At 71.0% G+C, this 22,049-nt stretch carries 22 protein-coding genes; 9 read left to right on the plus strand and 13 right to left on the minus strand.

The annotated features are described in order from the left end of the window. Positions 1 to 321 precede the first annotated feature (321 nt). The 8 genes from AB0I59_RS27560 to mftA form a co-directional block, all read right to left on the minus strand. The gene (locus AB0I59_RS27560) at positions 322 to 1,392 is read right to left on the minus strand and encodes a 2-oxoacid:ferredoxin oxidoreductase subunit beta (protein WP_061252702.1); all 1,071 of its coding nucleotides are present in this window, start codon (positions 1,390 to 1,392) and stop codon (positions 322 to 324) included. After that, on the minus strand, positions 1,385 to 3,232 hold the full coding sequence (locus AB0I59_RS27565) for a 2-oxoacid:acceptor oxidoreductase subunit alpha (RefSeq protein ID WP_358137448.1): 1,848 nt from the start codon (positions 3,230 to 3,232) through the stop codon (positions 1,385 to 1,387). The genes AB0I59_RS27560 and AB0I59_RS27565 overlap by 8 nt, the downstream gene beginning before the upstream one ends. Before the next feature lie 110 nt (positions 3,233 to 3,342). Beyond that, positions 3,343 to 4,797 carry a mycofactocin biosynthesis glycosyltransferase MftF gene (gene mftF / locus AB0I59_RS27570; protein WP_061252700.1) on the minus strand — a complete coding sequence of 485 codons (1,455 nt, stop codon included), beginning with the start codon at positions 4,795 to 4,797 and terminating at the stop codon, positions 3,343 to 3,345. Further along, positions 4,794 to 5,663 (minus strand): mycofactocin-coupled SDR family oxidoreductase, encoded by an 870-nt coding sequence (locus AB0I59_RS27575; RefSeq protein ID WP_358137451.1) that lies wholly within the window; start codon positions 5,661 to 5,663, stop codon positions 4,794 to 4,796. The genes mftF and AB0I59_RS27575 overlap by 4 nt, the downstream gene beginning before the upstream one ends. Positions 5,664 to 5,674: 11 nt before the next feature. Then, positions 5,675 to 6,421: a mycofactocin biosynthesis peptidyl-dipeptidase MftE gene (gene mftE / locus AB0I59_RS27580; protein WP_358137454.1), complete on the minus strand. Its 747-nt coding sequence runs from the start codon at positions 6,419 to 6,421 to the stop codon at positions 5,675 to 5,677. A 13-nt stretch (positions 6,422 to 6,434) separates the two neighbouring features. Beyond that, complete coding sequence (gene mftD, locus AB0I59_RS27585; RefSeq protein WP_358137457.1) at positions 6,435 to 7,616, minus strand: pre-mycofactocin synthase MftD; 1,182 nt, start codon at positions 7,614 to 7,616, stop codon at positions 6,435 to 6,437. 12 nt (positions 7,617 to 7,628) lie between these two features. Beyond that, entirely contained in the window at positions 7,629 to 9,218 is a 1,590-nt protein-coding gene (mftC, locus tag AB0I59_RS27590; RefSeq protein WP_358137459.1) for a mycofactocin radical SAM maturase, read from the minus strand. Between the two features lie 19 nt (positions 9,219 to 9,237). Further along, on the minus strand, positions 9,238 to 9,354 hold the full coding sequence (mftA, locus tag AB0I59_RS27595) for a mycofactocin precursor MftA (RefSeq protein WP_063818580.1): 117 nt from the start codon (positions 9,352 to 9,354) through the stop codon (positions 9,238 to 9,240). A gap of 114 nt (positions 9,355 to 9,468) precedes the next feature. On the opposite strand from mftA, the gene mftR reads away from it, so the two are divergent. Continuing rightward, positions 9,469 to 10,065 (plus strand): mycofactocin system transcriptional regulator MftR, encoded by a 597-nt coding sequence (gene mftR, locus AB0I59_RS27600; protein WP_061252697.1) that lies wholly within the window; start codon positions 9,469 to 9,471, stop codon positions 10,063 to 10,065. A gap of 15 nt (positions 10,066 to 10,080) precedes the next feature. On the opposite strand, the gene AB0I59_RS27605 is transcribed toward mftR, so the two are convergent. After that, positions 10,081 to 11,130, minus strand: coding sequence for an enoyl-CoA hydratase/isomerase family protein (locus AB0I59_RS27605; RefSeq protein WP_061252696.1), 1,050 nt, complete (start codon positions 11,128 to 11,130; stop codon positions 10,081 to 10,083). A gap of 160 nt (positions 11,131 to 11,290) precedes the next feature. On the opposite strand from AB0I59_RS27605, the gene AB0I59_RS27610 reads away from it, so the two are divergent. After that, positions 11,291 to 12,637 carry a CoA transferase gene (locus AB0I59_RS27610; RefSeq protein WP_358137464.1) on the plus strand — a complete coding sequence of 449 codons (1,347 nt, stop codon included), beginning with the start codon at positions 11,291 to 11,293 and terminating at the stop codon, positions 12,635 to 12,637. Then, positions 12,634 to 14,085: an amidohydrolase family protein gene (locus AB0I59_RS27615; protein ID WP_061252694.1), complete on the plus strand. Its 1,452-nt coding sequence runs from the start codon at positions 12,634 to 12,636 to the stop codon at positions 14,083 to 14,085. Before AB0I59_RS27610 ends, AB0I59_RS27615 begins: the two co-directional genes overlap by 4 nt. A 114-nt stretch (positions 14,086 to 14,199) precedes the next feature. Here AB0I59_RS27615 and AB0I59_RS27620 read toward each other — a convergent pair whose 3' ends face one another. Beyond that, entirely contained in the window at positions 14,200 to 15,510 is a 1,311-nt protein-coding gene (locus AB0I59_RS27620; RefSeq protein WP_358137466.1) for an FAD-binding oxidoreductase, read from the minus strand. Between AB0I59_RS27620 and AB0I59_RS27625 the strand changes: the two genes are divergently transcribed. Continuing rightward, the gene (locus AB0I59_RS27625) at positions 15,500 to 15,712 is read left to right on the plus strand and encodes a hypothetical protein (RefSeq protein ID WP_358137469.1); all 213 of its coding nucleotides are present in this window, start codon (positions 15,500 to 15,502) and stop codon (positions 15,710 to 15,712) included. The two genes, AB0I59_RS27620 and AB0I59_RS27625, sit on opposite strands and share 11 nt — an antisense overlap. Positions 15,713 to 15,807: 95 nt before the next feature. Here the strand turns inward: AB0I59_RS27625 and AB0I59_RS27630 are convergent, their stop codons facing one another. Then, complete coding sequence (locus tag AB0I59_RS27630; RefSeq protein WP_061252692.1) at positions 15,808 to 16,185, minus strand: DUF4267 domain-containing protein; 378 nt, start codon at positions 16,183 to 16,185, stop codon at positions 15,808 to 15,810. Positions 16,186 to 16,269: 84 nt separating this feature from the next. Beyond that, positions 16,270 to 16,743: a cupin domain-containing protein gene (locus AB0I59_RS27635; protein WP_358137472.1), complete on the minus strand. Its 474-nt coding sequence runs from the start codon at positions 16,741 to 16,743 to the stop codon at positions 16,270 to 16,272. A 60-nt stretch (positions 16,744 to 16,803) separates the two neighbouring features. On the opposite strand from AB0I59_RS27635, the gene AB0I59_RS27640 reads away from it, so the two are divergent. Beyond that, the gene (locus AB0I59_RS27640) at positions 16,804 to 17,772 is read left to right on the plus strand and encodes a DUF5937 family protein (RefSeq protein ID WP_358137475.1); all 969 of its coding nucleotides are present in this window, start codon (positions 16,804 to 16,806) and stop codon (positions 17,770 to 17,772) included. Positions 17,773 to 18,077: 305 nt separating this feature from the next. Next, positions 18,078 to 18,773: an SMI1/KNR4 family protein gene (locus AB0I59_RS27645; protein ID WP_358137478.1), complete on the plus strand. Its 696-nt coding sequence runs from the start codon at positions 18,078 to 18,080 to the stop codon at positions 18,771 to 18,773. Positions 18,774 to 19,158: 385 nt separating this feature from the next. Here AB0I59_RS27645 and AB0I59_RS27650 read toward each other — a convergent pair whose 3' ends face one another. Next, positions 19,159 to 19,680 carry an AAA family ATPase gene (locus AB0I59_RS27650; protein WP_061252689.1) on the minus strand — a complete coding sequence of 174 codons (522 nt, stop codon included), beginning with the start codon at positions 19,678 to 19,680 and terminating at the stop codon, positions 19,159 to 19,161. 558 nt (positions 19,681 to 20,238) lie between these two features. Here AB0I59_RS27650 and AB0I59_RS27655 point away from each other — a divergent pair. The 3 genes from AB0I59_RS27655 (at position 20,239) to AB0I59_RS27665 (ending at position 21,633) form a co-directional block, all read left to right on the plus strand. Further along, positions 20,239 to 21,036, plus strand: a complete 798-nt coding sequence (locus tag AB0I59_RS27655; RefSeq protein WP_061252688.1) for an enoyl-CoA hydratase/isomerase family protein — start codon at positions 20,239 to 20,241, stop codon at positions 21,034 to 21,036. A gap of 8 nt (positions 21,037 to 21,044) precedes the next feature. Continuing rightward, complete coding sequence (locus AB0I59_RS27660; RefSeq protein WP_063818579.1) at positions 21,045 to 21,383, plus strand: ArsR/SmtB family transcription factor; 339 nt, start codon at positions 21,045 to 21,047, stop codon at positions 21,381 to 21,383. Between the two features lie 85 nt (positions 21,384 to 21,468). After that, the gene (locus AB0I59_RS27665) at positions 21,469 to 21,633 is read left to right on the plus strand and encodes a hypothetical protein (RefSeq protein WP_358137483.1); all 165 of its coding nucleotides are present in this window, start codon (positions 21,469 to 21,471) and stop codon (positions 21,631 to 21,633) included. Positions 21,634 to 22,049: the final 416 nt, after the last annotated feature.

Below are 22,049 nucleotides of genomic sequence, written 5' to 3' on the forward strand. Positions count from 1 at the left end.
CGAGCTCGCCGTGCACCCGTCCAGCGGCGCCGTGAATGGTCGCCAGGGCGTATGGCGGCGAGGTTGTGGCCCAGCCGAGCCGACAGCTCGCGCACAAGGCCGAGGGCGGCGTCGGTGAGACGGTGCCGGGCGGGCCGAGGCCACAACATCACTCCGTACGGCGGTCGTACTGGGAGCACGCCGATAGGGCGTGTCACCAGGCGTTCGATCTCTCTGTTGTTCAGCTGGTGCCGTGAGCTCAAGGATCTTCCTGGGCAGCTCGACGGCCAGTGCGGTCAGGAGGGTCGTGCTGGAGCTTGGTGAGCTCGGTGGACTCGCTGATCAGTTGATCTGCCAGGTGTCGCCGCCGTGGAGCAGGTCGGCGAGGCTGCCCGCGCCCTTGTCGGCGGTGGCCGCCCGGACCTGCTCGTTCAGCAGGTGGTCGTACGACGGCCGGTCGATGGAGCGGAAGACACCGATCGGCACGTGCTGGAACGCCGGCTCGTCCAACCTGGACAACGCGAAGGCCGGCGACGGGTCCGGATTGTGGGCGTCGTGGACGAGGATCTGGTCGTCGGACGCCTCCGAGCGGCGGACGACCTCGACCCCGCCGTATGGCGACAGCCGCACGGCCTGCTCGTTGTCGCCGGTGCCGAACACGATCGGCTGCCCGTGCTCCAGCCGGATCGTGATCTCGTCCCGGGTGGCGGGGTCCTTGAGCGTGTCGAAGGCGCCGTCGTTGAAGATGTTGCAGTTCTGGTAGATCTCCACCAGCGACGTGCCCCGGTGGGCGGCGGCCTGGCGCAGGACGCTCTGCAGGTGCTTACGGTCGGAGTCGATGGTCCGGGCGACGAACCCGGCCTCGGCCCCCAGTGCCAGCGAGATCGGGTTGAACGGCTTGTCCAGCGAGCCCATCGGCGTCGACTTGGTGATCTTGCCGACCTCGGAGGTGGGCGAGTACTGCCCCTTGGTCAGGCCGTAGATCCTGTTGTTGAACAGCAGGATGTTCAGGTTGACGTTGCGGCGCAGCGCGTGGATCAGGTGGTTGCCGCCGATGGACAGGGCGTCGCCGTCGCCGGTGATCACCCACACCGACAGGTCGGGCCGGGAGGCGGCCAGCCCGGTCGCGATCGCCGGGGCACGCCCGTGGATCGAGTGGAAGCCGTAGGTGTTGAGGTAGTACGGGAACCGGGACGAGCAGCCGATGCCGGAGACGAACACAATGTTCTCCCGCTTGAGCCCCAGCTCCGGCAGGAAGGACTGCACCGCGGCCAGGATGGCGTAGTCGCCGCAGCCCGGGCACCACCGGACCTCCTGGTCGGACTTGAAGTCCTTCAGCGTCTGCTTGCCCTCGGCGCGGGGGATGAGGGCAAGGCCCTTGCCGTTGAGGCTCCCGTTGGTGGTGTCAGTCACTGTCGATCACGTCCTGGATCACGGCGGCGAGTTCGGCGGCCTTGAACGGGAGCCCGCGCACCTGGTTGTAGGTGATCACGTCGACCAGGAAACGGGCCCGCAGCAGCATGGCGAGCTGGCCGAGGTTGATCTCCGGCAGCAGCACCTTGTCGTAGGAGCGCAGCACCTCACAGGTGTTGGCGGGCAGCGGGTTGAGGTGCCGCAGGTGGGCTTGGGCGACCTTGCCGCCGTCCTTGCGCACCCGCCGCACCGCCGCCGCGATCGGCCCGTAGGTGGAGCCCCAGCCGAGCACCAGCACCCTCGCGTCCCCGTCCGGGTCGTCCACCTCCAGCGGAGGGACGTCGATCCCGTCGATCTTGGCCTGACGCAGCCGGACCATCCGGTCGTGGTTGTTCGGGTTGTAGGAGATGTTGCCGCTGCCGTCGGCCTTCTCGATGCCACCGATCCGGTGCTCCAACCCCGGAGTGCCGGGTACGGCCCACGGACGGGCCAGCGTGGCCGGGTCGCGCAGATAAGGCAGATACATGGTGCCGTCGTCGCCGTTGGGTGCGGTGGTGAACCGCACCGAGATGTCCGGCAGTTCGTCGATCTCGGGGATGCGCCACGGCTCGGACCCGTTGGCCAGGTAGCCGTCCGACAACAACATGACCGGCGTGCGGTACTTCACCGCGATCCGCGCGGCCTCGACCGCCATCGTGAAGCAGTCCGACGGGGTGGCTGGGGCGAACACCGGCACCGGCGACTCGCCGTTGCGGCCGAACATCGCCATCAGCAGGTCGGTCTGCTCGGTCTTGGTCGGCATGCCGGTCGACGGGCCGGCCCGCTGCACGTCCACGACGATCAGCGGCAACTCCGTCGTCACCGCCAACCCCACGGTCTCGGCCTTCAGCGCGACGCCCGGCCCGGATGTCGTGGTCACACCCAGCGACCCGCCGAAGGCCGCCCCCAGGGCGGCGGCGACACCGGCGATCTCGTCCTCGGCCTGGAACGTACGGATCCCGAAGTGCTTGTGCCTGGACAGCTCGTGCAGGATGTCGGAGGCCGGAGTAATCGGATACGAGCCGAGGAACAGCGGCAGCCTCGCCTGCACCGACGCCGCGATCAGCCCGTACGCCAGGGCCTGGTTGCCGGAGATGTTCCGGTAGGTCCCCGGGCGCAGCGTGGCCGGCTTGATCTCATACGAGGTCGAGAACGACTCGGTCGTCTCGCCGTAGTTCCAGCCCGCCTGGAACGCCGCGATGTTCGCCTTGGCGATCTCCGGCTTGCGCGCGAACTTCGCCTCCAGAAACGCGATCGTCCCCTCGGTAGGCCGGCTGTACAGCCACGACAACAACCCGAGCGCGAACATGTTCTTCGCCCGCTCGGCGTCCTTCTTGGAGATGTCGAAGCCCTCGAGCGCCCGCACCGTCAGCGAGGTCAACGGCACCGCGTGCAGGCGCCACTCGGCGAGGGAGTCGTCCTCGATCGGGTTGCCGGCGTAGCCCACCTTGACCAGGTTGCGCTTGGTGAACTCGTCGATGTTGGCGATGATGTCCGCCCCGCGGGGCAGATCGGCCAGATTCGCCTTCAACGCCGCCGGGTTCATCGCGACCAGCACGTTCGGGGCGTCGCCGGGGGTCAGGATGTCGTGGTCGGCGAAGTGCAACTGGAAACTCGACACGCCCGGCAGGGTGCCCGCAGGCGCGCGGATCTCCGCCGGGAAGTTGGGCAGCGTCGACAGGTCGTTGCCGAACTGGGCCGTCTCCGCCGTGAACCGGTCACCGGTGAGCTGCATTCCGTCGCCGGAGTCACCCGCGAACCGGATGATCACGCGGTCGAGTTGCTGAACCTGCTTGGTCACAGCTCCTCATTCCTCCCCGACGCGGCCAGGCCGCCATGCCCGGCGCGCATTCCTATATCCATGCCGGAGCTGTTTCCGGGCATCTGTTCCTCCAGTGATGAATGGTCGGGTCAACTCGACGTGCGGGTGGACGCCGACCGGCCTGATCGTCCGACCGTCGTCCACCGGATGTCCGGCAGCAGGGCCTTCGGCGAGCGCCCCTTGATGGCGCCGTACCACACGCCGTATCCGTAGGCGGCGTCGTCGAGACGGCGCGCGATCGCGAAACGGACCGGGTCGAGACGTGGTCGCGTGCGGCGATAGTCCCCCACCGTGTCCAGCACGGCCGCGGCGGCCACCGCCCTCCGCATCCTCCGGGAGAAGACGCATCCGACGGCGGCGAGGGGCCACCAGTGGCGCAGCAGCAGGCCCGTCGTCTGCCAGACGGCGGCGGCGGCTCCGCTCGCCGTCAGGGACGAGGCGAACCGCACCGGGTGGTCGCTCCCCTCGACCTTCGCCGAGATGCGCGCCGCGGCCGCCGCGAAGATCACCGCGGCGACCGGCAGGGACCAGCGGCGCTGCGCGAGCAGCGCGAGAGCGAATCCGGCACTCCACGGGGCCAGCACGGCGGGCGCCACATCGCTGCCGTGCCGCTGCGCCAGCAGGTGCGCGCCCGTGCCGTAGAACGCCTTGCGCCCGAGCCAGTCGGAGACGGCCGTCCGGTGCTCGTGTCGCACGGTCGCACCGGGCTCGTAGCGGACCCGCCAGCCCCGCTCCACGAGCCGCCACACCAGATCGACGTCCTCTCCGACGCGCATGTCGGCGCTGAAGCCGTCTTCGAGAGCGTCGACGCGGGCGACCAGGCAGGCGCTGGGGACCCAGGAGACGGGCGCGCGGGGCCGTACGGTCCCCGGGTCCGGCCCGAGGGCGAGGGAGGAACGGGCCTCCTCGTAGCGGCCGACCCAGCCTTCCGGCCGTCGAGCCACACGATCGTCAGGCAGGGCCAGCACGAGAGGGGCGGCCATCGCCACCCGGGAGTCGTTGAAGTGCCTGAGCAGGATCGACACCGTGCCCGGTTCGAGGACGATGTCGGAGTCCGTGAAGGCGACGAACGGGGTCGTGACCCGCCTGAGGCCCTCGTTGCGTGCGGCGGCGGGCCCGACGTTGACCGGCAGGGCGACGAGTTCGGCACGGTGGGCGGCGGCCACCTCGGCGACAGCCGCCCGATCGTGCGAGCAGTCGTCGACGACGATCACACGGTTGCGGTCGCCGATGCTGGTCAGCAGCCGGTCCAGTGCGGCGGGGCGGTCGCGGACCGGTACGACGAACGTCACCTGGGAGGCGTCGAGGCCGGGGAGTTCGGCCACGACGGGGTCGGCCATCCCGGTCTCCAGCAACCGGTCGGCGAGCACGGCCGACATGCGGTCGCGGACTCTGATCGTCCGGTCGGCGAGAAGTCTCCTGGCCGTCGGCGACAGGGTGACCACGCGAGTGGGGGCACCGCCCACGAGCGTCCGCCCGCCGTCGCGGACGCGGACGTTGCGGTTCAGCCGGACGACGAAACCCTCGGGCAGGGGTGTGGTCATGGGGTGAATCCTCCGTCCGCCGAGATCACCGATCCGTTCACCACGCCGCCCTCACGGGAGCAGCAGAACGCGATGGCCTCGGCGATCTCGGTGGGGTCGATCAGCCGGCGGATGAGTTGGGAGGCGGCGAAGCCGTCCACACCGTCCAGGTCGTACAGGTCGGCGGTGGCGGCGAGCATGGGCGTGCGGGTCGATCCGGGAGAGACGGCGGTCGCGGTCACACCGGTCCCCACCAGGTCGGCCGCCAAGCCGCGGACCAGCCCGACCACCGCGTGTTTCGCGGCGTTGTAGGCAGTCAGGTGGAACAGTCCGTGCGAGGCGGCGGCCGAGGCAACGGCGACGAACCGGCATCCCCTCGGATCGGGGCCGGCCAGCATGTGCGGGACGCACACCGCGGCGGTGTTCCACACGCCCATCACGTCGACCTCCCACAGGGATCGCAGGTGCGAGGGCGGGGTCCGCCACAACGGCAGGCCGCCGGCGATGACCGCCGCCGCGGCCACGGCGGCGTCCAACCGGCCGAAGCGGTCGACGGCAAGCGAGGCCGCCGCCGCGAGCGCGTCTCGGTCGCGCACGTCCGCGACGTACGACAGGACCCGGCCGGGGTGCGCGTCCGCCAGCGCCATCAGGTCGTCGGCGGTGGCGAGCGGGTAGGCGACGCCCTCGGGACGCCCCGGCCCCTCCCCCGCGCACGAGTCGACCGCCACCACCCGGTACTCCCGGGAGGCAAGGGCGCTGACGGTGGCCGCGCCGATGCCCCGGGCCGCCCCGGTCACCAGCGCGACCCGCTCCGCCGGGGTCTCCCGGGCCGAAGTCGCTCCGATCGGCCCGCTCACCTGTGCCCCGCTCACCTCTGCCCCGCTCACTTGAGGTCCGCTCACTTGAGGCCCGACGCCGCCGGGTCCGATGACAGGAGGCAACCGTGCCGGTCCACCTGCCCGTGCTCGACGCGGGCGACCACATCGCCGATCATCCGGGTCAGGATCCGCCGCCCCTCCCCGGCGGTGGCCGTGGTCGGATCGCCGAGCACGCCACAGGGCGACACACCGGCCACGCCCTCCGCCACGAGCCGGGGCATCAGGTCGGTGAGCGGGGTGGAATTCCCCGCCTCGGCCTGGCCCATGCGCACCAGGCGCGGGGCCAGGTGCAGCATCAGGGACGTTTCGGCATGCCCCGCGTGCGCGTCCATCTCCTCGACCGCGCAGGGCACCCAGGACGCGTCATGCCGCTCGTACCGCAGCTGCGAGATCGCGGCGGCGACCGTCGGCAGGTTGCCGCCGTGGCCGTTGACGAAGACGACGCGTCCGGCCCAGAGCGACAGGGACCGCACCAGCTCGACCAGCAGCGACCGCAGCGCCTCGTGCCCGATCGACGCGGTGCCGCAAAAGCCCTGGTGCTCGCCACTGGCGCCGTAGGCGACCGCGGGCGCCACCAGGAGCGCCCGGTCCGGCTGGGCGCCGCGGAGACCGGCTGCCGCCCCCTCGGCCACCGCCGTGGCGATGGTGGTGTCGGTGTGCAGCGGCAGGTGCGGGCCGTGTTGCTCGGTGGACCCCAGCGGCACCAACACCATCGGCGACGGCGGCAGCGCCGGCCACGGCAGGTCCGCCAGGTCGCGGCTCGTCATCGGTTCCACGGCACTAGAAGTCCGCGCCGAGCGCCCGGGTGAATCCGGGCGGGATCACCACGTCGTCGGGCGTCAGATCGTGGATCGACGCGCGGCCGAGCCCCAGCAGGGCCGAGTCGATCCCGCCGCGCACGATGTCGAGCACGTTCTCCACCCCGGCCTGGCCGTTCGCCGCCAGACCCCACAGGTAGGCGCGCCCGATCATCACCGCCCTGGCGCCGAGCGCGAGCGCCTTGACCACGTCGCCGCCACGCCGTACGCCGCCGTCCAGCAGCACTTCGATCTGGTCGCCGACCGCCTGCGCGATGCCCGGCAGCACCCGGATCGACGCAGGGGTGCCGTCCAGGTTGTTTCCACCGTGGTTGGACACCGAGATCGCCGTGACCCCCGCGTCGACAGCGCGCTTGGCGTCGTCGAGCCGGCAGATGCCCTTGAGCATGAACGGCCCGTCCCACTGCTCGCGCATCCATCGCACGTCCTCCCATGTCACAGGCGGCGTGCCCATCCATTCGCCGTACGCGCCGAAGAACGTCGGCGCCGGCTGCCCGGCGTCGGCGAGGTTGGGGGTGGTCAGGTCCGGCAGCCGGCGCGTCCTGGCGTAGTCGAACAGCCACCCCGGACGGCTCAGCCCTTGCGGGGCGAACCGGACCATCGCCTTGAGGTTCAGCCGTTCGGGGATCCACGGGCTGCCCCAGTCCCGGCCGTTGGAGAACGACCAGTCGAGCGTGGCGATCAGGCCCTTGGCCCCGGCCGCGCGGGCCCGCTCCATCCGCCGCACCATGGAATCGCGGTCGCCCATCCAGTACATCTGGAAGAAGGTCCGCGGGTTGGCCGCGACGACCTCCTCCACCGGCTTGCTGGCGAACGAGCTCAGCCCCATGGCCGTCCCCCGTGCCGCGGCCGCGCGGGCGACCGCCACCTCCCCATCGGGATGCACCGCCTGCACCCCGGTCGGGGAGATGAGCACGGGCAGCGCGATCTCCTGGCCCATCACCGTCGTGGTCAGATCCCGCTTTGCGGGCAGGTCCGCCACATGCGGCGCGAAGCCGAGCTCGGCGAACGCGGCCACGTTGTCGTCGTAGGTGACGCCCTTCTCCGACCCGGCCAGCAGCGCGCTGTACACCGACCTCGGCAGCCGCTTCCGAGCCCGGCGCTGCGCCTCGGCCACTGTCTCGAACCATGAGTTTCCGAACACGACAACCTCTCTCTACTGCGCGCCCGTGGAGGAACCCGCGGGTACGGTCAACCCGGCCAGAGGGCTTTCTGCGCAGGCGCGCACCGGCGGAGCGGCAGGGGCCGGCCCGGACCCGATCTGCAGCAGAACCGGCTCGGCCCGTCCCGGGCGGACGACCTGCCGCGGAACAGTGCGATGGGAATGGTCCTGACCGGGCTTGGGCGCCATGCGTCCGGCGGCCGCGAGCGCCTGCTCGGCGTGGCCCTGCACGCACTCCGGATCGGGGCCGTCCAGCGGCAGGCCCGTGAAGAACTTCGCCGCCATGCATCCGCCACGGCAGGAGTCGAAGAAGTGGCAGCTCGTGCAGGCGCCGGAGGTCTGCGGGGACCGCAGCCCCCCGAACAGCTCCGACGTGCGCCAGACCCCGGCGAACCCGCCGTCATGAAGCACGTTGCCGGCGTGGAACGTGTCGTGGATCGCGAACGGGCACGCGTAAACGTCCCCGACCGGGTCGATCAGGCAGACCACCCGGCCCGCCCCACACAGGTTCAGCCCCGGCAACGTCTCGCCGTATCCGGCGAGGTGGAAGAACGAGTCGCCGGTGAGGACGTTCTCCCCTGCCCGCAGCAACCACTCGTACAACTCACGCTGCTGCGCGGCCGTGGGGTGCAGCTCATCCCACACGTCCGCGCCACGGCCGGACGGGCGCAGCCGGGTCAGCCGCAACGTCGCCCCGCGCGCGTCGGCGATCGCCTTGAACTCGTCGAGTTGGCCCACGTTCTCGCGGGTCACCACCACCGACACCTTCGCGTCGGCGAACCCGGCCTCGGCCAGGTTGTCCAGCGCCCGCATCGCCATCGCGTACGACCCGCGGCCGCGCACCCGGTCGTTGACCTCGGCGGTGGCGCCGTCGAGCGAGACCTGCACGTCGACGTAGTCGGTGGACGCCAGGAACCGCGCACGCTCGGGGGTGATGCGCACTCCGTTGGTGGAGAACTTCACCCCGACCTGATTGGCCACGGCGTACTCCAGCAGGTGCCAGAAGTCCGGCCGGACCGTCGGCTCACCACCGCCGATGTTGACGTAGAAGACCTTCATGGCCCGCAGCTCGTCGATCACCGCCTCGCACTGTGCGGTGGTCAGCTCCCGGGGATCGCGCCGGCCTGAGGACGACAGGCAGTGCACGCACGACAGGTTGCACGCGTACGTCAGCTCCCAGGTGAGGCAGATCGGCGCGGCCAGGCCGTACTCGAACCGCTCGACGAGCGACCCGGTCGCCGACCCGGCCCGTCCGGCGGGCGAGACGGTCCGGGGGGCGGCGGCCGGTTCCAGGGGGGCGGCCGTCGTCTCTCGGGCCGTACGCGGACGGATCATGTCGGCGGACGCCAGGCCGCGCAGCGCCTCGGCGTACGCCGGCCACTGGTCGGCGGGCACCTCGGCACCGCGCAACGCGCCTCGCGCGTCCGCGTGGGAGCCGAGGCCGCGCACGACCGCGACCAGCTCCCGGCGCTTGAGGAAGGTCAGCCTCCGGTTGCCGAAGTGGTACGCCAGCGCCCCGAACGGCTCCGGCCGCAACGCCACACTGGGAGACAGCTCCCATGCCTCGTCGAGCGGGTTCGTCATCACTTGATCCGACCGCCGATCAGTAGACGCCGCACATGCCGTCGATCGACACCTCTTCGATCAGCGTCTCCGCCGTCACCTCCTCTGGGGCGATCTCGTTCGCGTGCGGCGTGGCCGGGATGGTCCTGTCTCGCATGACGACTCCTCGACTGATGCCGTATTAACGGCACCGGATGCAGAAACTTTTAAACATTTAAGGGCATTGAGTGCCAAAAGGGAAGCCCCGAGGGGCTGATAGCTTTACGTTCCTGTGACCAGCCCATCCGCACACCAGCGGGGTCGCCCCCCGACAACCGACCATTCCGCGATCGAACAGGCGGCGTTCCGCCTCTTCGGCGAGCGCGGGTTCGAGGAGACCACGGTCGACGCCATCGCCGAGGCGGCCGGCATCGGCAGGCGGACGCTGTTCCGCTACTACCCCTCCAAGAACGACATCCCCTGGGGGCAGTTCGAGGCCGGCCTGGTCCGCCTGCATGCCCATCTGGCGGCCTCCCCGCCCGACATCCCGCTGTACGAGGCGGTGCACCGGGCCATCCTCGATTTCAACCACCTGGACGAAGCCGCGATCCCGCAACATCGCCAGCGGATGCGGCTGCTGCTCACCACTCCGGCGTTGCAGGCCCACTCGGCGCTCAAGTACGCCGCATGGCGGAACGTCATCGCCGAGTACGTCGCCGGGAGATGCGGAACGACCGCCGACGCCCTGCTGCCGCGCACCATCGGGCATGTGAGCCTGGCACTGGCGCTCTCGGCGTACGAGCAGTGGCTCGAGGAGGAGGACAGCTCGCTGCCCCGGCTCCTCGACTCCTCGCTGAGCGGCCTCCGCCGCTACCTGACCCGCCCTTAGCGCTCCGGCCGGCGATCAGGCGATGTGGTCGATCAAACCCCAGGCCAGGGCGGTCTCCGCGTCGACCGGCAGACCGGACAGGGCCAGGTCGAGAGCCCGCCAGCGGCCGATGCGCCGGGGGATGCCGACCGTGCCGCCCGCGCCGGGGATCAGCCCCATGCCCACCTCGGGCAGCCGGAAGGTGGTCCGGCGGTCCGCCACGACGGTTCCGGCGAAGGCGGGCAGCTCGATCCCCGCGCCGACACAGCTCCCGTGCACCCGCACCTCGATCCGCGACGCGAGTTCGTGCATGAGCCGGCCGGCGCCCGCCCGGGTGCGTATCAGGTGAGCGGTGGCGAGGTCGGGGGCGGTGCCGAACTCGTCGAGGTCTCCGCCCGAGCAGAAGGACGGCCCGGCGCCGTCGAGCACCACCTGGACGACCGTGTCGTCGAACACGGCGATGCGCAGGGCGTCGACCAGGGCGTCGCGCACTTCCCTGCCGTAGGCGTTGCGCCGCTCCGGCCGGTTCAGCGTGATCAGCAGCCGGTCGCCGTCCCGGCCCACAAGCACCGGATCGTGGACTGCCGGCGGGACGTCGCGACGACGGCGGCCATCGAGCCAGCGGCGGAACTCCGGCCCGCCGAGCAGCGTCGAGTAGGCGAACGACTCCACATCCAGCGCGCGGCCGACCGTGAGCGTCGCTCCCGCCCTGAGCACCTGCCCGAGGACCGTCGACGCGTGCGGATTGCGTGTCGCCGCCGCGGAGAGGACGAACAGCCGCTCCTCCGGATCGCGAACCGTGACGCACTCCCGCACGGCCCCATCGGCTGCCCCGGCGAGGGTGACATCCAGCGCGCCCAGCAGTACGGCTGTCCGCGCGGGCGGCGGCCCCGCGGCGAGGCCGACCAGGAGCCGATCCCGGACGGCGGCCCGTGCCACGGCCCGGTCCAGGGTCACGGCGTCCGCCGCACCGTCCAGCCGTACGGCCATGAGCGGATCGGAGACCCGACCCTCCGCGTCGAGCAGCGGCCCGTCGGCGGCGCCGTCCGCGAGGTCGGCGACGGACAGGATCGGCAGGTCACTCATCGGCGCCCACCATCGGGCGGGTCATCATGCTCACCTCTCCCGTGCCCAGCGGACCCGCGTCTCCCCGGGGAGGAACCTGTCCCGGGACCGGGTCTGTCTCGGCACCGGCCTGTCTCAGCACCGGCGGAGTCGGACACGTCCGGAAGTGTATCTTCGGGACGTGCCGACAGACGCCCATAATGTCCGCAATGACCGACATGTCAATGCCGACCGGGTCGGCGACGATCCGGTGGCCGACTGGGCGAGCAGCGGGCTTGTCGCGCTGACCGGCAGAGCGGACGGGCCGCCACTGGTGCCGCCGGGTCGGGCCGCGAGCGTGGCCCGCGCGTTGTCGGCCCGGTTCGCCGAGCTCACATCGGGGTCACCGGACAGTACGGCCGCCCGTACGGCTCAGGTAGACGGGGCGGTCCGGCTGGATGGGGCGGCCCTGCTCGCCGAGCGGGCGGCGTTCACCGGCCACCGGCGTCGCGGCACGGTGTCGGCGGGCGGCGCCTGCCGGCTCCTGCCCACCGCGGACGGCTGGGCGGCGGTCTCCTGCGCCCGCCCCGATGATCCCGCACTGCTGGGCGCCCTGACCTGCGCCGATGTAGGAGAAGACCCGTGGCCCGCGGTCACCGACTGGCTGCGCGAGCACACGGGCGCCGAGCTCGCCGAGCGAGCCGGACTGCTCGGCGTCGCGGCCGGACCGGTCCGGCCGCCGACCAGTCCGCCGACGCTGCCGCGGCCGTTGCGGCCCCGTCCGCTCGCCGGGCTACTGGTGGTCGACTTCAGCGCGCTGTGGGCCGGGCCGCTCTGCGCCCACCTGCTCGGCCTCGCCGGCGCGCGGATCGTCAAGGTGGAGACTCCCCAGCGGCCGGACGGCGCGCGTCGCGGGAACGCCGAGTTCTACCGGCTGCTGCACGCGGGCCATCGCTCGGTCGTCCTCGATCCGGCCGCCCCACGCGGACGACACGCGCTGGCCGACCTGGTCGACGCGGCCGACATCGTCATCGAGGCTTCCCGGCCCCGTGCGCTCGCGGGCTTCGGGCTCGACGCCGAGGCCGCGGTCGCGGCCGGTACCGCCTGGGTGTCGATCACGGCGTACGGCCGGGCGTCCGGCCGGATCGGCTTCGGCGACGACGTCGCCGCCGCGAACGGCCTCGTCGCACGGGACACCGACGGCACTCCGGTGTTCTGCGGTGACGCGATCGCCGATCCGCTCACCGGGCTGACCGCCGCCGTCCTCGCCGCGACCGCGCCCGCCGACGGCGCGGGTGTGCTCTGGGACATCGCCATGTCGGATGTCGTCGCCGCGACCCTGACGCCCCGCGACCCGACCCTGGCCCCCGGCGGCACGGCGCCGTTCTCCCCCGCCGCGCGCCGCCGGAACGGCGAATGGGTGGTGGACACCTCGTCCGGCCGGGTTCCGGTCGCCGCGCCCCGGCGGCGGCAGGCCCGTGGACGGGCGCCGGACAGCGGGGAGCACACAGTCGAGGTGCTGCGAGAACTCGGAATCCCGGTGCCATGACCTCCGCCGCCGACGGGAGCGGGGTGAGAGGTGTGCTGCTGCGCGACGCGGAGCTCGACGGCAGCACCCGCGTCGACGTACGCGTCCACGACGGCCTGGTCACGGAGATCGGATCCGCCCTCACCCGGCGCCCCGGGGAGGTCGAGCACGACTGCCGGGGCGGGGCGCTGCTGCCCGGGCTCTGCGACCACCATCTGCACCTGAACGCCCTGGCCGCGCTGGACCGCTCCGTACGCTGCGGACCGCCGGAGGTGACCGATCGCGACGGCCTCGCCGCGGCGCTCACAGCGGCCCGCCCTGACGGAAACGGCTGGATCCGCGGCGTCGGGTACGTCGAGACCGTCGCCGGGGATCTCGACGCCGCCGCCCTCGATCACGTGCACCCGCACCGGCCGGTGCGGATCCAGCACCGCAGCGGCGCCCTCTGGATGCTCAACACCGCCGCCCTGGCGGCGGCCGACATCGGTCCCGGGGATCACCCCGGGATCGAGCGGGACCACGACGGCGCCGTGACCGGGCGGCTTTGGCGGGCCGACGACTGGCTGCGCGAACGGCTGCCGCCCGCCGGACCACCGGATCTCGCCTCGGTGGGCGCCGCCCTCACCCGTCTCGGCATCACCGCGGTCACCGACGCCACCCCCGACCTCGACGCCGACGCGGTCGCGGCGATCACCGCGGCCATGCGCGGGGGCGCGCTTCCCCAGCGGGTGCACCTGCTCGGCGCGCCGCTGGCGCCCCCTTCCAACGGCCCGGCCCCCGAGGACGGAGAGGGCCGCCTGCCCACGGCCGGGCCGCACAAGATCGTGATAGCCGACTCGGGGCTGCCCTCCCTCGAGGACCTCACCGAGCGAATCCGCGCCGCGCACGCGGCTGGACGCGCGATCGCCGCGCACTGTGTCACCCGCGAGGCGCTGGTCATCCTGCTCGCCGCCCTCGGCGAGGCGGGCGTACGGCCCGGCGACCGCGTCGAGCACGCCGCGCTCGTCCCGGCCGAACTCGTCCCCGAACTGGCCCGCCGAGGCCTGCGCGTGGTGACCCAGCCCGGGTTCCTCGCCCATCGGGGCGACGACTACCTGCGCGATCTCCCCGCATACGACCACGTCGACCTCTACCGCTGCGCGTCCCTCGCCTGGGCCGGGGTCCCGCTGGCCCTGTCGAGCGACGCGCCGTACGGGCCCCTCGACCCCTGGACGGTGATCGCCGCCGCGGTGCGACGCCGCACCCCGGCCGGGCGAGTGGCCGGCCCGGCGGAACGCCTCACACCGGCCCGCGCCCTCGACGCCTACCTCGCCCCGCCCGACGATCCGGGCGGACCCGCTCGGCGGGTACGGCCGGGCCTGCCCGCCGACCTCGTGCTGTTGCGTGTACCCCTGGCGGCAGCGCTGAACGAACTCGCGTCCGGGCTCGTCCGCTCCGTGCTCATCGACGGCCGTTTCGCGGTCCGATGAGACGTCGCGGAGAGGAACATCGGATATGGCCCTGAGCTGCTGTTACGCAGGGATCGGCGGCAGGCCGTCGCCGCCCCGGGTGGGCGGAGGGGCCGTGACCTGCTGGGAACCGATCTATCCGAGCACGGGGTAGTTCGCGCGGAACACGTTGTGCGGGTCACGGGCCCGCTTGATCTCCCGCAACCGCGCGAGCGCGTTGCCGGAGAAGGAGTTCGCCGCCGTGTCACCGGGGGACAGCACGGTGTACGGCTTGCGGCCGCTGATGTAGGCCTCCAGGTCGGCCACGACCTCGGCCTGCTTGGCGCGCGTCGCATCGGCCGCGTGCGGCAGGCCGAGACCCAGCAGGCCGAGCAGGTACGGCTCAGCCACCGCGCCGCTCGCACCGCCCCCGCCGCCCGACTCGGCGAGCGCCCCGCCCAGGTGCCTGATCTGCACGTTGATGAGTGGTTCGACCGGCTTGGCCAGCAGGAGCTCCACCGCGTCCGCGTCCAGGCCGGTGAGCAGCTCCCCGCGGGCGATGGATGGGGTCGGATCGGTGGGCTCGGCGGTGATGTCACCCAGGTCGGCAACCGGGACGACGCCGCGGCTGTCGGAGATCGCGCCCTCGATCTTGTCGATGCGCGCCAGCAGGTCCTCCCCCTGGGCCGCCTCACCCAGGTAGGCCAGATCCAGCGTGACCATCGGCGACGCGCCGGGTGGCTGGAGCCGGTTGATCCAGACACTGAGTTCACGCGGCGCCTCGGCGGTGATCTCCAGGAACGCGTCGTACACCTCCCTGGTCCGGTGCTCCGGCCAGATCACGCGCCCGCCGTACAGGACTGGCGCGGGATACAGCTCGAGTTCGAGGGCGGTCACCACCGCGAAGTCCCCGCCACCGCCGCGCAGCGCCCAGAACAGCTCGGGATCGGACTCGGCGGTCACCCGGCCCGGCTCGCCATCGGCGTCCACGATGTCGATGGCCCGCACGCTGTCGGAGGCGAAGCCGTACTTGCGGCTGAACCAGCCGACCCCACCGCCCAGGGTGTAGCCGGTCACGCTGACCCCCGGCGCGCTGCCGGACAGGCCGGTCAGACCCAGCGGACCGGCCGCCGCCAGCACCTGCCCCCACTTCACGCCCGCGCCCACCCGGGCCACGCGTTCCCCCGCGCGTACCTCCACCTCGTTCAGCAGGCCGGTACGCAGCAGGATCAGGCCTTCCACATCACCAGAGGCACCATGCCCGCTCGGCTGGGCGGTCACCGTCATACCCGCCCGCCGCGCGTAACGCACGAGCGCCGCCACGTCATCGGCGTCCGCGGCCTCCGCCACGGCCGCCACGGGCTGCCTGACGGTCAGATTCCACGCGGTGGCCGCCTGTTCAAAGCCGTCATCATCGGCCAGGAGCACGCGCCCTTTGAGGACACCGCGCAGATCGTTGATCGTCATCGTCGTCTCCCTTTTCGAGTTCTCAGAAAATGCGAAGGAACACCGTGCCGCACTACGGCAAGGACGGCGCCCTGACCGGCCGGACAAGGATCACGCCGAAACCTCGATGCCGGCCCTGCGCCTGCTGCGGTCCGCGCTGGTGCACGGCAACACGCTGCTGCTTCAGCAGGTTCTCGCCGAGCCGAGGACCGGCGCGGCCTGACCGCGCTGTTCTGGTCCAACGTCGACCGGCTGCTGGATGGCTGGTGCGGCGATGGCGGGACGCGTCGAAGAGCGCCGGCCGCCGGACCACGTGGTTTACGCGATGAGCAGGAGCGCGCTGATCGTCAGCATCACCACGGCGGTGGCGCCGTGGATGCCGTAGACGGCCGACTTGGGCCCGTTGCTGCGCAGCACGATCACCGCGTCACCGACGGGTATGGCGCTGGCGGCAAGCATGAACCAGCCCAGCAGGTGGGTTGTCCCGCCGGCCAGCAGGATGAAGATGAAGAGCCCTGAGGCAATCTCGCGCACGGCCTTGACGGACAGCCAGGCGTGGAAGCTGCGGTCCTCGGTCGGCGTGTCGGGGATGCCGAACCCGACCGCAGCCTGCGGCGCCCAGAAGGCGAGGGCGCCCATGAAGATGATGCCCGCGCCGATCAGTCCGGCGAACACAGTGGCGATGTTGCTGAGCATGGGTTGTCTCGCCTCTCGGGAGCAGTTCTACGAGCGCATTCCAGGTAGTGGGTCGGGGGCGGGGTGTATGCCGTGCCGGTGCCATCACCGTTCGTAGTCGTCGACGAAATGGTTGTCGTGGGCTTCGTGAAGCCGGCTCTGGTCCCGCTCGTTCACGGTGGCGAGCTGCGCGAAGTACTCCTCGCGGGGTACGCCTGGCGAGAGTGCCATGAGGAGGGTGGCAGGTTCGGCGCGCTCCTTCCGGAGCGCGTGGACGTCACCCATCGCGGCATGCGCGGTGTCGCCGGGCAGCAGTGTTCGCCAGGCCCGCCCATCGAAGTAGTCGACTTCACCTTCCTCAACGATGAAGGTCTCGCTGAAGGTCGTGTGAAAGTGCGGGGCAGGTCCCCGGCTGGAGGGCGACATGCGCCACCGGTAGATGCTCACGACCCCGCTGGTCTCCGCCGGGCCGGCGAGGACTTCGATGGTCGATCCGCTGGCGCCCAGCCGGATCGTTCGCGTCTTTCGGGCTCGCTCGGGTTGCTTGCAGAACCAGTCCATCGGCTTCGTCTCAGTCATGACGCGAGTCTCGGGGCTTCGCCGCTCCGCTCGCGCTCACTTCGGCGGTGGCCTAACAATATGGAGATGATCCGCTACCGATTGGGCGCTGGTGCTGCGAGCGTGCGATGGGCCATGTCGCCGATCCACGAAGTGGTCAGTCTTGCCCGGCTGTTGACCGAACCGCAGCGTCACCCGATGTTCCACCCGTGGCTCCGCCGTCGCCACCACCGCCTTTCGGGCCTGGACCTGAGCGCGCTCACGGTCTTCATGGCCGATGGCGCGTACCGACCCGACTTCCTTGACCCATCGCCGATGTCCAGTGAGCCGACCTTCGAAGAAGGCATGGATGCCCTCCTCTCCACCCCGACGGACCAGGTCTACGCCGAGCTGGTGGACGCCACGATCGGGCGTGGGGCCGAAATGGGCCGCCGACTGCTCGATGACCCCGACCGAGCCAGGTTGGAGGCCGCCGATGCGGCGCGCCGCCTCTGGAAGGCGGCCATCGAACCGGAGTGGTCGTCCATGCGGCAGGCGCTGCGTGCCGAGATGCTGGACCGGGCCATCCAGGTCAACCGCGAGGGGCTGCGCGCAGTCCTTCCGCGCCTGCACCACTCCGCGGCGTGCGAAGGCGACACCATCACCGTCGAGTCGACCGTCGACTTCGACGTCGACTGCCCCGAGGGACTCATTCTCATTCCGTCACTGTTCATCACCGACCGGGTGCAGTGCGCCACCTCAGACCACTGGACTCCGGCGATCCATTACCCGGCATCCGGGCGGTACCTCTGGGCGGCACCTCCCACTCCGAGATCCCTTGACCGGCTTCTGGGAACGACTCGATCGAGGATCCTGGCCGCACTCACCACTCCGCTGCAGACGACCGTTGTGGCCAAGCTGGTGAGCGTCACCGCCCCGACGGCCAGCGAACACCTGGCAATCCTGCGAGACGCCGGGTTGATCGACAGTAGCCGGGCCGGTCGCACGGCCACGCACGAGCTCACCAAGGCTGGACGTGCTCTCCTGGACGCGGCCTCGCCGCGACCATGACTGGTCTGGGAGCTGCCGGTCCTCCCTATCGGACCGGTGCGTGGAGAACGCTGATGATATGGCTGCGGAGCGTCGACGAATCGATGCCCGCACGACTGGTTCGTCATGGATGGCGACGATCTGCTGTTCACCACCGACGCCGACAGCGTCAAGGGCCGCGACATGGGAGAAGGACCGTCCGAGGCGTACGGCAGGCGCAACAGCGTCGGTGACCATGCAGATCAAGCAGGTCGGTGTGAAGCGGCGTCGCATCGAACTCTCCTGTCCCTCCCTCACCACAACCGAACAGAGAGGTAGATGACCGCGTGCGCATGTTCAGCGATGCCCTTGACGACGATCTGTTGATCGGGAAGCTTCGGATGCGCGCCTACGATCCTGCTCGGCGGTTCGACGAAGCTACGGTGCCAAGCGAGTGGGTTGAGGACCGGTTCGGGAAAGAGCGGATCGAGTTGGCCTGGCGGAGCAGTTACCCGATCGACAGCGAGGGGACGATCTACTTCCCGGCAGGTTCGGAAGAGGCGGTCGAGTACTACCAGGACGCCCCGCGCGGGCCCATGTTCCCGCCGGCTTCACCGGCCGAGGTCGAGTATGTCGAAGCGCGGATCGGACACCAGTTGCCCGGCATCCTTCGGCGCCTGTACACCGAGGTCGCCGACGGAGGCTTCGGCCCCGACGCTCGAGGGCTCGGCTGCCTCCGCTACGGCAACCGTGATCCACGCGGCGTGGTGTGGCCTTCTGTCGTGCAACTCCACCGGCGCGACCGCCGTAACGGCCTCCCGGCGTCCTGGTTCGAGCTGTCACCTGGCGGTTGCACGATGTACTGGTACGCCTCGCTGACCGAGCCAGACAACCCCGTGCTGCTCTACGACGCCGACGGCTGGGATCCGGACCAAGGGCAACGGCCCGAAGACGGCATCACCCACATCACCCCATCGCTGCGGGAGTGGCTCTGGACCTGGGCTGCCGGCGGCGACGTCTGGGCCCCGGCCCTCCTTCGCTGATGCTCGCTGTGGCGCGCGGAGCAGCGGCTCCGTTCCCTTCGCCCGTCATGGGGCTGGCGCCGGCCCGGGGGCTGAGCGGCAGTGCCCCTGAGGGACAGGCGTTTTCCGAGGTCGAGGCGGACTTCGCCGTAGGGCAGGACGTGGGTCCAGAACAGAGGGGTGAGGCCGCGGCGGTCGGCGTCGGTGAGGGCGTTGCCGTGGACGGCGTGACCCTTCCGCGCGCTCGCCGCATGCCCGGATGGATTCTTCGGCACGGCCGCCAACTCGACGTCGACACAGTCGGCCTGCTGGCGGCCGCCTCTGCTTCCACGTTGCCACCGGCGGCCGGAAGCCCTGGTACGGCGGGCCGTCCGTCATGACAACGGCCGCGCTCTTCGCGCGGGCCTCAACTCTTGACGGCCTCTGCGATCTGCAGGGCGGCCTGGGCGGGCGTGAGGTGCGTGGTGTCGACGACCTCGGCCTCGCCGTGTAGCCACGTGCGGGCCGCCTCGGCGTAGGGCTCGAGGTATTTGAGGCGGAAGGGGGAGGGACCAAGAAGGGTGTCCCCCTCGATGCGCCTGCGGAGGGTGTCTTGGTCAGCGTGGAGGACGAAGTGCCGTATTGGGATGGCATGTTGGGCGAGGCCCGAGCTGATCTCGCGCCAGTACTGCTCGACGAGGACAGTCATGGGCATCACCAGAGTGCCGCCGGTGTAGTCGAGTACGCGGCGGGCGGTCTCGACTACAAGTGGCCGCCACGGCGGCCAGTGCTGGAAGTTGTCCGTCCTGGGAAGCCCTGGCCTGATGTCCATGAGTGTCTCGCCGACCTTCTCGGCGTCGAACACCCGTGAATCCGGGATCAGTTGCTGCACGAGTGCACTGGTCGTCGTCTTGCCTGCGCCGTGGGTGCCGTTGAGCCATACGATCATGGACCAGACGCTAGCGCTTTGCGGGCCGCGGGAACGGGCACGGCCTGCGGGGGCCGTTCAGGCGGGCGTCGGCGCGGGCCTCGCGCCGTTGGCGGATCTCGCGGGCCCGTAGATACTTGTGAATCTATCAAATAATGGTGATAGAGTTGATCCAGCTCAACCCGGCTGTCGCGGATGGCACGCGGATCCGTGGACGCCGTCCGGAACGCATTGAACGTCGACTGTCTGGAGGCCGAGGATGGTCGCTGTCCCGACTCCCCCATCGGAGGACGCTTCCGAGGTGGCCTCGCGCCGGAGCCCCTGGAAACCCGGGCCTCTCCGGGGATCCGGGCCTTTCGGCCGTCAGGGCCACGAGCCGACCGCCGACGCCGGCTCTGCACGAGCTCTTCCAGGTGGGCTGACGCCGCCCGCACTCGCGGACCCGCGTACGGGGGGCGGCGCTAAAGTAACTGGTGCCCCGATCACTTCGGCGCCGACCCCGCCGGCCGAGACGTGCCCGCCGCACCGTAGCCGCAGTACCGGGGCCATCGCACCCGGCGCCTGACGGAGGAGATATCGATGAGCTCGAGCTCGGACGATGCGGTTCTGCTGGACAAGCCCGCGCCCGGCGTCCGGCTGATCACTCTCAATCGGCCGCAGGTGCGCAACGCGATGACCACCGAGGTCACCGCCGCGTGGGCGGCGGCGATGACCGAGCTCGCCGGGGATCCGGACGTCCGCGCGCTCGTGGTCACCGGCGCCGGGAGCTCGTTCTGTTCCGGCGCCGACCTGTCCTGGCTGGATCAGGGATCGTCCCAGGACAACACGCCGGACAAGATGCGCGACCGGATGCTCCCGTTCTACCGCACCTGGCTCTCTCCTCGGGAGCTGCCCTTCCCCGTGATCGCGGCCGTCAACGGGCCGGCGATCGGGGCCGGACTCTGCGCCGCCCTCGCCTGCGACCTCCGGTACGCCGCCGCCACGGCCCGTTTCAGCGCGCCCTTCATCTACCTGGGCACACACGGCGGGATGGCCGCCACCTGGCTGCTCCCCGAGGCGATCGGGGTCCCCCGCGCCCGCGATCTTCTCTACACGGGCCGGGAACTGAGCGCGGAGGAAGCCCTCGAATGGGGGCTCGTCTCGGCGGTGGTGGACGACGTCCTCGACCACTCCATCAAGATGGCGCGGCACATCGCCACCGCCGCACCGATCGCCACCCGCCTCACCAAGGCCGGACTCGAACAGTCGGCCAACGGACTGGCCGCCTCGCTCCAGTGGGAGGCGTTGGCGCAGCCGGTCACTCTGGCCACCTCCGACGTCCACGAGGGGATCCAGGCCAAGCGGGAACGGCGCCCCCCCACGTTCACCGGCAGGTGATCACGACGGTGAGCTCAGGAACCGAAGTCCTCAAAGCCCTCGCCGACCCCGTCAGGTGGCAGATCGTCTGCCAGATGGCCATGGTGGACGAGCTCGCCCGCAACACCCTCGAAGACACGCTGCCCGTCTCCAAGCCCACGATCTCCTACCACACCAAGCTTCTGATCCAGGCAGGCCTGGTGGACGTCCGTAAGGAAGGGCGCAACTCCTACTACACCTTGCGCCGCCGGGTGCTGCGGGAACTCATGGACGAACTCCGGACGCTGGCGCCCGGGTCGCGCCCGGTCCAGCATGCCCCGGCGCGCGTCGACGCAGCGGGGCGGGAGCTCGTCCTGCTGACCTGGTGATCCATCCCATAGATCTTCTCGGGTCGGCGCCGCGGCCCCGGCTGCCGGTGCGCCGGACGACGCACATCACGTGAGGAGCCTCCTCGTGGACAACCGCACCCTGCACCCCCGGCGGGGTCCGCACAATCCGCTGCGGACTCCCTCGACCCGCCTGCCCGGCTCGGTCCGCCGTACCGCCACGCTCGACACCCTCCGGCCCGAGGGGCTGACCGGTCGCTGCACCTGCGCGGCGCCGCCCGCGACCTCGTGACGGACGCCGACGGGAACGGCACGGTGAGCGGGCGTGCGGCGCTCACCGCCGAGGTCGACTTCATGGGGGGACGCACGGTGACCGCGCTGCGCTCCGACCCGGATGAATCCCGGCTGCGAGGACTTGTGGGCACCCAGACGTGGCGCGGCTTCAGGTCGATACTCGCCGATGTCGTTCCCGATCATGTGCGGTCCGCATCACTGCTCCACCTGATGCTCGACGACGTCCCTGTGGCCGCGCTCGTTTCCGGGCACGCCATGATCTCCGCCGGTGTCCGTCCGGGTCCTGCCGGGCACCGCTATCGGCCCACCCCGGATCTCTGCTCGGGCTGGCGGACCTTCCGGCCCTGCTCGCCCAACTGCCGGAGTATCCGGTTTGAAGGCGTGACGCGGTTTGAAGGAATGACGCCGACGCCC

The sequence above is a fragment of the Microtetraspora glauca genome (assembly GCF_040656155.1).
Classification (GTDB): domain Bacteria; phylum Actinomycetota; class Actinomycetes; order Streptosporangiales; family Streptosporangiaceae; genus Microtetraspora; species Microtetraspora glauca.

Bases quoted from the DNA above. Each gene is read 5' to 3' on its own strand.
- AB0I59_RS27635 (WP_358137472.1), bottom strand. From the start codon at position 16,743: ATGACTGAGACGAAGCCGATGGACTGGTTCTGCAAGCAACCCGAGCGA.
- mftE (WP_358137454.1), bottom strand. From the start codon at position 6,421: ATGACGAGCCGCGACCTGGCGGACCTGCCGTGGCCGGCGCTGCCGCCG.
- AB0I59_RS27620 (WP_358137466.1), bottom strand. From the start codon at position 15,510: ATGACGATCAACGATCTGCGCGGTGTCCTCAAAGGGCGCGTGCTCCTG.
- AB0I59_RS27630 (WP_061252692.1), bottom strand. From the start codon at position 16,185: ATGCTCAGCAACATCGCCACTGTGTTCGCCGGACTGATCGGCGCGGGC.
- mftF (WP_061252700.1), bottom strand. From the start codon at position 4,797: ATGACCACACCCCTGCCCGAGGGTTTCGTCGTCCGGCTGAACCGCAAC.
- mftC (WP_358137459.1), bottom strand. From the start codon at position 9,218: ATGACGAACCCGCTCGACGAGGCATGGGAGCTGTCTCCCAGTGTGGCG.
- AB0I59_RS27605 (WP_061252696.1), bottom strand. From the start codon at position 11,130: ATGAGTGACCTGCCGATCCTGTCCGTCGCCGACCTCGCGGACGGCGCC.
- AB0I59_RS27615 (WP_061252694.1), top strand. From the start codon at position 12,634: ATGACCTCCGCCGCCGACGGGAGCGGGGTGAGAGGTGTGCTGCTGCGC.
- AB0I59_RS27650 (WP_061252689.1), bottom strand. From the start codon at position 19,680: ATGATCGTATGGCTCAACGGCACCCACGGCGCAGGCAAGACGACGACC.
- AB0I59_RS27655 (WP_061252688.1), top strand. From the start codon at position 20,239: ATGAGCTCGAGCTCGGACGATGCGGTTCTGCTGGACAAGCCCGCGCCC.
- mftA (WP_063818580.1), bottom strand. From the start codon at position 9,354: ATGCGAGACAGGACCATCCCGGCCACGCCGCACGCGAACGAGATCGCC.
- AB0I59_RS27640 (WP_358137475.1), top strand. From the start codon at position 16,804: ATGGAGATGATCCGCTACCGATTGGGCGCTGGTGCTGCGAGCGTGCGA.